This window comes from Pseudomonas sp. MAG002Y, assembly GCF_019400845.1.
In the GTDB taxonomy this organism is placed as follows: Bacteria; Pseudomonadota; Gammaproteobacteria; order Pseudomonadales; family Pseudomonadaceae; genus Chryseomonas; species Chryseomonas luteola.
This window is the reverse complement of the sequence record NZ_WOEJ01000035.1, coordinates 1-11,260: the sequence shown is the minus strand read 5'-3', so window position 1 is coordinate 11,260 and position 11,260 is coordinate 1. Positions and strand designations below refer to the sequence as shown.

Genomic DNA, 11,260 nt, shown 5'->3' with positions numbered 1-11,260 from the left:
TTGCAGGCGCTCCCAGATAATGGGGAAGCGGAAGGTCTTGATACCCCTGGCGCTCCACTGCTGGAAATAGGATTCCATTGGAAAAATATAGTTGGTGCCATTGATTCCAGGTAAGACATGGGGAGCAAATCCCGCACCGGACAGGTTCAGACTAACCAGATCGACCGGTTCGGCTTGTACATAAGTGGTTCCAAGCGCCAAGGCGGCTGCTAGGGGAAGGCTTTTCTTTAACAGTTTCGAAAAAAACATTGGTATCACCATACTGCTGTGACCAACCGCGACCATTTCCTGTACTGCAAGATCAGGCGGAGGCTCAGAATTAAAAAGAATTGGCTAGGCTACTGCCAAGCGGAGCGCGCTCTGTGCTCTGCGTACTGAGCTATACAAGCGATATGCCAAAACATTGACATGAATTGAAACAAAGCCAGATAAAGCTTTATTTGATAATTTAAGCGACTGATTTTTATAAGGTTTTTATTGGTTAAAACGCGCATTACCATTCGTCGGCCCGAGTATCATGAAAATAAAGTAATGGCAAAGTAATTTCATGATCTGACGGATTCTTGTTGTTTTACTGTATTAAGCAATCGGTCAATGATGATTTTCTGGCTATAAGCCTTTTATCCTGACGGAGTATTAACGTGTAGAGGTTATTGTTCCTTATGGAGCCGTAAGCATGGTTACTTCAGCTTGGCGTTAACGTGTCATGTGCTTTTCATCTAAGCCAAGCATCCTTGGTCAGGCTGACGACCGAAGCCTACCGAGGACATTACGCCATGGCGATGCCGATCGATAATGCCGGAACCTCTCGCAGTAACTTCCGCACCGCACTTCATTCATTTAGCGCGTTTATCAAGCGATCCCAAGAAACGCCGCGCCCTGAAGGGGACGCACCAAGACTCCCTGAGTCGCACCTGCAGCAGCAAAAGGTAGTTGTAGAGCCGGGTGACACCATGACGGGTATCGCCAAGAAGCATTACGTCTCACTGCACGAGGCAGCCCAATATAATCCGCAGATTTCTGATATTGATCACATTCACGCCGGTGATGTGGTCTTTTTACCTCCTCCAGCACCAGAGCAGCTGGCCGTACAGCCTGATGGCAAAACACTGTTCCTTGAAAACCTGCAGTCTCGAGGTAATGCCATCGAACACGCTAACACTGCAGATGGCGCGATCGATTACGCAGTAGAGACCGAACAACTGAATCAAGACGTGCAGACGTTTTTGTCCGCTTTGCCAGCCGCTGAGCGTAACGACTCTGCGCAATGGTTATTTGATCATGACTGGACGGACAGTAGACCGGCTCAGATAGCGATAGAGCAGGGTGCTGAACAGATGGGGTTGGTGCTGACGCCTTCCAGCCACAAGGGTCCGGACGTGGAAGCGCAGGTCAGGAAGATTGTTCAGCAGGTTAACGCATCGCCGAATCCTGTTGCCGCATTGGAGACACTAGGAAAGGCTTACTCCACCGTTACACCTGATGTAAAAGAGGTTTTGTTGCAGTCATCAACAGGTCAGGAGATCTTCCAAAGTGCAGGGCAATACGCGCTTGACGCCTTGAATCAGCAGGACAACCAGTCTGGCCAGCTCGTACCGATGAGAACTGTATTCGAACGACTGGATAACATGACACAAAACCTTGACCCGCATCTTGCGGCAAAGGTCGTCGAAGCGGCAATTCCCGGACTGGAAAAGGTATTGATCGAGCCCAGCGATAATCCAGTCCCGCCCATGGTAGGCTCGTCAGGAGCCTATCATCTGGTCAACGTAACCGGACGCATTGCCGGTCAGCCTGGTGCTGAGGAGACCATTAAGCGTTTGGTCGAGCTCGGACTTTACGAGCGGACCGGAACTGTGCAGAGCATTGCCGAAGGAGCAAGTCCAGCTTATCCGCTGCAGGTGCTGGGCTTTGTGGGCCAAAGCGACACACGCTATGTTTTAGAGGGCGATATCCTGCCAGGCCTGGATCAGTTCCAGAAAAAGGTTACGGATGATCTGCAAGCGTATGGAAAACAGATGGAAGAGCTCAATTGGCTCACCCTGAATGGGGGCGCTGTCATGACTACTGAGCAGCGGGATAACGCCATCCAGGATTATCTTGACTCGCGACCGCCCGAGTGGGAAGAGCAGACCCAGGCGCTAAAAGACCAGGTTGCTGAGGACGGGCGTGATCTCTTATACCAGCTACAGGCGCTGCAAAATCTTCCGGCAGACTTTAAAGGTGACCGCAAGGCGATCGAGGACCAAATCCGCAGGACACTGGATAATCCCGACGCAATTACAGCCATGAGTTCTGCGGTGGCCCAATATCCGGAACTGACAAACGAGCTGGATCAATGGAAGCTGATTGGGCAGTTTGGCAAAACAACGGATCGTGGTCGAAAGTTTCTTGAGGAAGTGGCTACGCAGGTTCTACGGCACAAGGTGATGCCGGAGTTTCAGAATGTAAAGGCGGGAGATGCTGCCAGCCTGCAAAATGCCCTCAACAAACTGGAAGGGCTCAAAAAAGGCCCAGTAGCTGCTCTGTTTGGTATACCAGACAAGGATCTCAATAAGGCTATTGATGCCTTGAAAGAGGCATTGCCGAGGCCCGGCGAAACAGCCGAGCAGATTACCGACCGTCTCGCTCGCTTCAATCTCAAGTTGGACGATATCAAATCAACCAATGGTGTCAGGACCTTTGATAATCAGACGCGCGCTGGCCAAACCTTGAGGATGATCGGGGCGGCCGGTGCCGCTGCCGTACTGGCAAGCTCCGGGGTTGCGTTACATAAACACCAGAGCCCCGAAGCCATCCTTAAGGTCTGTCTTGACGCTGCCGGCACGGCCCAAAAGACGACCGAACTCTTGATCGGCATGGGTAAGATACCCAAGGATGGTTGGGTAAACACATTGGCCGGCGGTAGCTCTCGTCCTGCGGTAAAAGTTTTGGGCGTTGCCAGCTCGCTGTTTGATCTGGTCAACGCAGGCAAGGCGGCGGAGTCTGGCGATACGGTGGGAGCGTCACTCTATACATTATCCGCAGCAGGAGGAGTGACATCAGCCTTGGGCACAGGCACTGTTTTTGGCCCAATCGGCCTTGGTGTAGTGCTGCTTTCGACCATCACATTGGGCACTCGTGACGTTATCAAACACCATGAAATGGCCAATCGCTTTCAAACGCCGGAAACCAGCCAATTTTTAATTCATGCTGGGCTTGATGAGGCGGCGGCAAAAGCACTTTCAGACCAGAGCGGAGACGGTTATAACGTTCTGCCGTTGCTCTCACGTTACGCCGAACTCAAAGGATTTGATCTGCAGAATAACCAGGACCAGCAGGCCTTTGTCACTTGGATCAATAACATGCCAAATGAAAGCCTATTGTTGTTACGGGACAACCTCCACCGCGTACTGGACAGGCGAAAGGGAAGTTATGATGACTTTCCGGAATTTCAATCCCGATCAAACTCCTGGATCTACGATACTTCCGATACCTATTTCATTCAGCGCCTCAAAGAGAACCCTCACTTCGTGGAGATGGGCGTTGCTTATCCCAATTCGGTTTACCAACTTGATCAGACCTTGGACATGCTAGACCTGGACCGATTGGCAGTAAGCTGATCGGGCTGAGCCTGCGTTGCTATCAACGCGGCGCAGGCTCAGTAACCTGTCATTTCCAGATAGCCGATTCCGGTTTCGCTGCCTTGTACGCGTACGGGCCCTTCCCAATAGGGTGTTCCCACATCCATCCAGGCGTTGGGATTAATGGCTGACACCTCAATGTTAAGCCCGCGTTTGATTAGGGACAAAGACCAGCGCGTTGGAATTTTCCGCCCCGCGATCAAATGTTCATCCAAGGCTTTTAACTCGATTTCGTCTCTTTGCAGGGGTTCGGTCTGGCCGTCGGCGTTTATCCAGGTACCGCTCAGGTAATTATCGCCATCTGCCTGTCGCAAGCGGAACACCATAAGTTGTCGACCATCCTGCAGGTGTAGCGAAAACCAGTCCCATCCGTGCTGATCTTCCGAGAGCGGCTGACTACTCCATTCGCGATCAAGCCAGGCCGTGCCGCTTACGGCCACGGGTTTGCCCTCGATTTTCAATACACCCTGTGCGCGGAAAAAAGGTTGGCTGTAGTAATAAGACGCTTGGCCTCTGGCTGACTTGCGACTCAAGCCTTGGTCCCCTTGGAGCACAAGTGGCTGATCTGACGTCAACTGGAGCTGATAAGAGAACGTATCGCCACGGGCCTGCACTTTAAGATCTGACGATGCTTCGCCTTGCATTGACCAATCATCAATCCAGGCAGCAAAAGGTTCAGCTGTCACGCCGGCCTGTCCAACTCCCCCTCGCGCCTGTGTCTGGGCATGGAATTGCTGCGTGCGGGTAGTCAGTCCCGCGTGACCTAACCACAGATTCCCGTTGCCCCAGCCGGGCTGGTCGGCTGCGGGACGCATGGCACTACGAAAAAGCGTCCATTGCACGCCATAGTCATTGCCGGCAGCGTCCTTTAGGTTGGCAGTGACATACCACCACTCGATACGAAAATCAGGATGGGCGCCATGATCGGCTGGAAAAGAGAACACCTTGCCCGGTACGACCTGAGCAAAGCCCTTGCTTTCCTGGCCCAGACCGGCAAAGCCTTGTCCTTTGGATGAAGAGTCATCGCATCCGCCTAGGACAAAAAGGCCTACAACCAGACAGCCAATCCTAGCGTTCATCGGACAGTACCCTCAGCAAGTCAACCGGGCGGCTCCGCCACAGGGTCCAGAGAGGCCAAGCTGAGGCCAGCCAGGTAGCCAGTAGAGCGAGTCCTGCCAGACGCATCAGCTGATCCGGAAAAACCTGAAGTGGCAAACGCCACCCAAAGGCCTGAACATTAATCACGGCTACCAGGCACCATGCCAGCAGAATGCCCAGCGGAATCGCCAGGAGCAGTGTTAGCAGTGTTAGCAGCCACGTCTGACCTAAGTTAAGCAGCATCAGCTGGCGCCGCGTAATACCCATGGCCCATAACGGCGCGAGTTGCCCAAGGCGGCTCTGGCTTTGCGTTAATAAAGCAATTAAGAGCGCAACACCTGCTACGCCCAGCGTCAGCGTATTAAGGGCCGAGGTTGCACTGAACGTGCGCTCAAACACCTGTGTTGCCCATTGTTTGAGCTGTACCTGATCCACAAGACGGGAGTCATCGAGAGCAAACGTATCCTTGATGGCCTGTTTCAGGTTGCCAACGGCGGAGGGCTCCATACGCAGCGCATAACGGCTTACCGGCAGGTTGGGCCAATGGGCTTTCATCGCCTTAGCATCTACCAGAACATGGCCACGAGGGTTTCCATAATCCGCGTAGATACCCACGATCTTGGCAAGCCACGCCCCTTCGGCTGCCGGTAGTTTTACCGTGTCGCCTATTTCAACGTTTAAATGCCGAGCCAGTTGTTCACTAAGCATGACGCTATCGCCCTTGAAGAGTGCGTCCCAAGGGTTACCTGCTCGTGCCTCTAGTAAAGGCCAATGGTTGCGGTAAAGCTCATCATCCTCTACGCCTGCAATGGTCAAAGGCCAACCACCCAATTGCGTTTCAAGCTCAAGACCTGCCAGAACACGATCAACTTCAGGACGCGCTGTTAGCCAGTTAGCCATCTCTTGCACCTGATCCGGGCTAGCTGGGCGGATATAAAGTTCGGCAGAAAGGCGCTGATCCAGCCAGACACTAAAGGTATGCCGAAACCCTTCAGTCATACTGCCGGCACCAATATTAGCGGCAAGGGCTAACAACAAAGCCATGAGGGCCAGACTCAGGCCAGGTAACTGTTGTCGGCAGTCGGCAATAAACCAGCCCAGTAATGGTGACCGCATGGAGACAGGTGCTAGTCTCAGCAGGCCGCTGAGTGCTACCGGCAGACCTAGAGCTGCCGCGAGCAGTAGGCTGCCCATCATGACGAAACCTGCCGCCAGGCTATTGCCTGTCAGCCAGGCAATGAAGGCAACCACTGCTGCAACAGCGGCGATCCATCCTTGGCGTTTTAGCCAGGCACGGTGGGCCTGATGCCAAGCCTCGCTATTGGTAAGTCCTAGCAATGGCAACCGAGCGGCGCGCCATAAACTGTTTGCGCCCGCCAACAGCGCACCCAGAAGGCTAAGTCCCAGGCTACCTAGCCACCAGATTGGACTGAGAGAGAGCTCTCCGGCCACCTCAGCACCATATAAACCTCGTAAGCTGGCTGCCACGTCTGGTAAGAGTAGGCTGGCCAGTACGTAGCCGCTAACAATACCTGCCAGCCCCCCTAGCAACGCGAGCGCTATTAGTTCTCCAGTCAGCGCTATCAGGAGTTTTTGAACACTTACACCGCTGGCGCGCAATGTACGCAATAAGGGTCTTCGTTGCTCCAAGGCCAGCCCGATAGCCGCGTGTACAATAAATAATCCAACTGCAAAAGCTAGCAGCCCAAGCGCCATTAGGTTGAGGTGGAAACTTTCGGTGAGCTGGCCCGGGTCGTTTTCATTTGAATGGGGCTGCCATTGCAATCGTTCATTCCACGGAGAAGGAAGGGGTGCCTGAAAATCTGCTGGGAGAACAAGGCGTGAGAGTTGGTCCGGCGCCTCAAGTAGCCGCTGGGCTACTCCGATGTCGACTAGCAACATGCCGGGAGCCATGCCTGACTTACCTGTTATCGGCGGGAGGCGTTGCCCATTAACCAGGTAAGGCTGCTCACCCTCCTGCAGGTTCAACTCATGTAGTGTTTGGTTAGCAACCCAGGTTTGCCCAGGTGGACTAATAAACGCCATCAAGTCCTGTGTTTCGGTTGGTTCGCCCGCTATGGACGAGCCCACCGGCAGGCTCACTGGTTCGATACCCATGATTTGCAGACGGCGTGTTTGACCTTGAATAATGGCGCTGCCTTGTAACATTGGTGACACAGGCCATCCCTGTCGGCGTAACGCAAGAAAGCTTTCCTGAGAAATAAGTCCGCCATTACGTGCAGAAAGTGTCGCTTGAGGTAAACCGCCAATGAGCTGACTGGCCTGCGCATAGCTTTGCCTTGCCTGGCTATTAAGCGCCTGAACGCCAGTTAATAATGCCGTGGCTAGCCAGAGCCCGGTAAATAGATTGAAAAACTGCACGGGGTGTTTTCGCCAGTGACTGATTAGGCTGCGCACAGACCAATACACAACACCCATGGTCAGCTTCCCATAGGGGTAGCAATTTGGCCTGCCCGCAACACGACGCGTTGCTGCAACTGTGCCGCTACCTGTGGGCTATGAGTAACCATCAGCAGCGTACAGCCACTACGGTCTACCAGATCCAGTAACAGCTTGAGTACTTGGGCGCTAGTTACTTCGTCCAGGTTACCGGTCGGTTCATCAGCCAGTACTAACGCTGGACGTGATGCCAGGGCTCGACCCAATGCCACACGCTGTTGTTGTCCTCCCGAAAGCTGCTCTGGGTACCGTTGCAATAACTCGCTCAGACCCAGTTGCTCGGCAAGCTGGGCCTGCCACAATGGATTGTGCCGTCCCGCAAGCCGCGCCTGAAAAGCGAGATTATCCTCTACCGTCAGACTGCCGATGAGGTTGAACTGCTGAAAAATCAGGCCAATCTCACAGCGACGCCAGTCAGCCAGCGCTTGTTCGTTAAATGAGTGTAATGCCTTTCCATCGATATCGATGCGGCCACTATCTGCCTTGTCGAGTCCAGCGATAAGATGAAGGAGTGTGCTTTTACCACTTCCCGACTCGCCCATAAGAGCCAGACTGCCACCACGCTGCAGATCTAAATCTATACCTCGAAGTACCGGCAGAGTGCCCTGAGGGGTGGGGTAGCTTTTATGAAGTTGTCGCACATGAAGCATAAGTGAGCCTTGATACGTCTGGTAAACGCACAAGCAAACCAGAGACAGCGATCGCTGGGATGATCTGCGAAGAGGTCATATCGAACCCAAATCTCATGACTTAGTTCTTGAGATAGGATCGATGTAAGAAATTTATACAGTAAAAATAAAACCGCTTACTAGACTAGCGAAGAGGTGTCGTTGGCTTTAGGAATTTCAGATAAAGGTCTATCGAAGATCATAACGCAATAGTACTCGGTCACAGGTAAGCAGTCGTGCTCAACAGAGCCTTTTGCTAAAAGTAATCGTATCTTTCGCAAGTACTATTTTCTGCTATAGCAGCTCCAATCCTAAGCCCATCCTATAGCCAGCACTGATTTGAGGCATGAGGTGCCTTATTTATATAACTAGATGATCAATGATGTGATATCAGTGTGATATTGACTTGCTTTAAATAGCCTGTAACGGTTTTCTGGTTGACTTTCACCCTACTAAGCGTAGCGGAGTCATGGAGATCGTCCTCATTTATACATAGTCATGCCGTTAGTCATCTTTGGTAGGCCAGCCGATATAAGCTAGTTGCAAAACAACAGCGCTGCGTTAACCTCAACAGACCATAGTCAGCTACGTTTGTATTGTCATGAGAAGTAATACTGCAGAAGTAGTAGATATGCCTACTATCACCCCTATCGGTACCCAGTGCACAACAGGTCAGACGTGTCCAGAAAGTGGCATCTGGACAGTTATAGGTGCTCCTCGCACGGCCTCGCCCATCGTTAAAGGCAAACGGTTTCCGCCTTACTGCGGTAAGGCCGCTGTTTGGCAGCTAGCTTTGCACGCCTGATCTTAACCAAACGTTAGCCACTTCACGCTACCTTGATAGCGCGCGTTTGATTGGTGCGTCCTGAAAAAGACCACCCCAGTAAAAAAGCAGCAACGGGGGAAATCACTGCTTCTGGGGTGGCTGATGACGTGTTACAAACCAAACAACGGATCGTTCGCTTGCCCTCGCATTAAAGCCTTTCTGTTGTAAAGACGATACCCGTTCCAAGTAAAAGCTATGTAAATTTTTGGACATGTTGGGACTGATATACTTTGCCATCTGGTGGGGACTTATTAGTGATTGAAAGTAAAACTCATAGCATTCTTGCATTTTCCAGTAGAGCCTTTTTATCCGTATGATTTAAAGGAGGTTTAGGTGCAAACATCGCTTTGGCTTCATCCAGAGAATTTCTTTTTGCTTGATTAACGGAAAATTTTTAAAGCCCACTTTATCGGGTTTCATTTTCTTCTAGGTGCATGAGAACATTCGATCAAATGATATGTTCAGAATTAAAGCCAAAAAAGTATCTAGAAATCGTTCTGGTTTATTAGGGATTTTAAATTATTGAAAACATGGGCGTCATAGTTGAAACTATGACACCCAGATCTTTTTAGAGAGGCGGTATGGTGTTTACGCCTTTTCTCGGCTTCAACATGAAAGGCTTTTCTATTCCCAGGAAAGTTAACAAAGAAAGCCCGCATACCAATACCAGCACCAAAGGCAGAAGCATAATGTAGTGGGAAACATTGCTGTCTATAAAAGGATAGACCTGTAACCAAGAAAAGAGGCCATATAGCACCACCCCGTGAATCAAATAAACGCTGTAGCTAATTTCACCTAAAGCCTTCAACCCGTAACTACTTAATAATCCAAATAGATCGTTACCCAGTGCAATAATGGCGAACGCTATGCTAAGAAGCAAAATCTGAGGTACAGAAAAGTAATCCGGCATTGTCATGCTATATGCAATGAGAGCTATTGCCAGAGCGCCATAGACAGGTTTCTTTAGATAATCAATCCATGCTGGCCGGTGTCGCTTGATCAGCACGGGGATAAATCCGGCAATAAAGAATAGCAAGAAATGGAGCTTTAACACTTCCAATTGTGCTGCAGGTAATGCAGCTACTACCACGATGAGAGATAGGGCAAGGTAGCGGCCATAGTTTTCGCGGTTGATCAGCGCTGCGAGAACAGGAAGGGCTAGATAAAAGAACCATTCATATTTCAACGTCCACTGGACGCCGGCCGTAATGATGCGACTCTCTTGAAAGCCATTAAAAGAGGCACCAAGAAAAACAACCCATCTCAGACTTTCCTTGGCCAGTTGAGTAAGCGATACCAGATCAAATCCGGTTCGGTACAAGCTGATAAATACGACTACTGCCACGACGAATGCGTACAATGGCATGATTCTCCAGAATCGAGACTGGAATATATGTGGCCAGTCAGGCTTGCGCTGATAAATTTTTCCAAAGAATAGAAAGCCTGTAATCATGAAAAAGAGCGTGACGGGAACCGCCCCCATATTGTTCAGGAGCGCACTGCTGTCTGAGCCTGCCCATTCGCCAGTGGTCTTCCATTGGTAGGTCACCATAAAGTGGCAGCAGACCACAGTGGTAGAGAGTACGCCTCGTAGTGCGTCAATAGGGGAGGATCGGGTTAGCGCCTGCTCTGACAGGATATTTAGACGCCTGAATAATCTGTCCAAAAAGAACATGGACAACACATAAATAAGCAGTAATTCCAGCGTTACAGTCATAGCGGAGTTGATATCGTAATAGTGTTGCTCTTCCAGCCTTTTTAATGGTTAGCAGATTTTTAGTCGAAAGAGCGCTTGGATCTGCTCCTAGTAAAAGAGGGACAGTACGATAATCGACAAAAACCATAAGACCATGCGGAAAGGTATCGGCTAGGAAGACCAATGAATGGACAATGACGAGGCCTTCATAAGGCTGACGGTCATCAAAGGAAAAGAAGCAACCCAGTGGTAAGCCATAGGCTGTTGCGACTATTGCGGTCAAGCCCGAGCGGCTTCTAAATTCCAAAGAATCCTATGTGCTGATTATGACTGGATAGCGGTTGGTTTCCTGAGTTCTTACGATCCCCCTCAACACTATGCATTTGGGTAGGGCTTTTGGCGCAGCGTCTTGCGTTAATGCTTACCACTTTGCTTTTGTTTGAGAAAAAAGCCATTTAGAAACCCTGTATTTGTAAATTCATCAACCAGCTGCTCTCTATGCGCTAAGCATTTCTGGTAGATAGCAGCTAGGGTAATGACTGATAGGTTTAAAAGCCGTTCCTTTTAGCGGCTTCAAAATTAGAACTGAGTCAGCTTCAATCGTTTGTGGTAGAGCATTCCGTCTTACTCTTGTGAAATGCCTCGCACCTCATGCACCTATCGAGGCACACTATCTAGACTTCTTTCTTAAAGAGTTCTCTGCGTAACGCTTATCCAAGATGTTCAAATAAAGCTTGACCTGTGAGCGGAGGGGCCTATAATGCGCCCCACTTCCGCTGCAATGGAACGGCAAAAAGCTTTGTATATCAATGGCTTAGCTGTTTAGTCAGGGTCAGGCCTCCGGTCTGGCAGAAGCGGAAAGAGGGAAGCGGTAGTTGACAAGCCCCTG

Annotated in this window: 5 protein-coding genes and 1 pseudogene; 1 reads left to right on the top strand and 5 read right to left on the bottom strand. The window is 50.7% G+C overall.

Annotated features, from left to right (window positions below; all coding sequences use genetic code 11):
• Positions 1 to 249: pseudogene (locus tag GM154_RS25230) on the bottom strand (glycoside hydrolase family 5 protein); the annotation flags it as partial.
• 527 nt (positions 250 to 776) lie between these two features.
• Here GM154_RS25230 and GM154_RS25225 point away from each other — a divergent pair.
• The gene (locus tag GM154_RS25225; protein WP_219654240.1) at positions 777 to 3,602 is read left to right on the top strand and encodes a LysM peptidoglycan-binding domain-containing protein; all 2,826 of its coding nucleotides are present in this window, start codon (positions 777 to 779) and stop codon (positions 3,600 to 3,602) included.
• A 38-nt stretch (positions 3,603 to 3,640) separates the two neighbouring features.
• Here GM154_RS25225 and GM154_RS25220 read toward each other — a convergent pair whose 3' ends face one another.
• The 4 genes from GM154_RS25220 to GM154_RS25205 form a co-directional block, all read right to left on the bottom strand.
• On the bottom strand, positions 3,641 to 4,702 hold the full coding sequence (locus GM154_RS25220; protein ID WP_219654238.1) for a lipocalin-like domain-containing protein: 1,062 nt from the start codon (positions 4,700 to 4,702) through the stop codon (positions 3,641 to 3,643).
• Positions 4,692 to 7,160, bottom strand: coding sequence for an ABC transporter permease (locus GM154_RS25215; RefSeq protein ID WP_219654237.1), 2,469 nt, complete (start codon positions 7,158 to 7,160; stop codon positions 4,692 to 4,694). The genes GM154_RS25220 and GM154_RS25215 overlap by 11 nt, the downstream gene beginning before the upstream one ends.
• Before the next feature lie 2 nt (positions 7,161 to 7,162).
• Positions 7,163 to 7,831, bottom strand: coding sequence for an ABC transporter ATP-binding protein (locus tag GM154_RS25210; protein ID WP_219654235.1), 669 nt, complete (start codon positions 7,829 to 7,831; stop codon positions 7,163 to 7,165).
• Positions 7,832 to 9,243: 1,412 nt separating this feature from the next.
• Complete coding sequence (locus GM154_RS25205; RefSeq protein ID WP_219654233.1) at positions 9,244 to 10,392, bottom strand: acyltransferase; 1,149 nt, start codon at positions 10,390 to 10,392, stop codon at positions 9,244 to 9,246.
• Between the last annotated feature and the right edge of the window lie 868 nt (positions 10,393 to 11,260).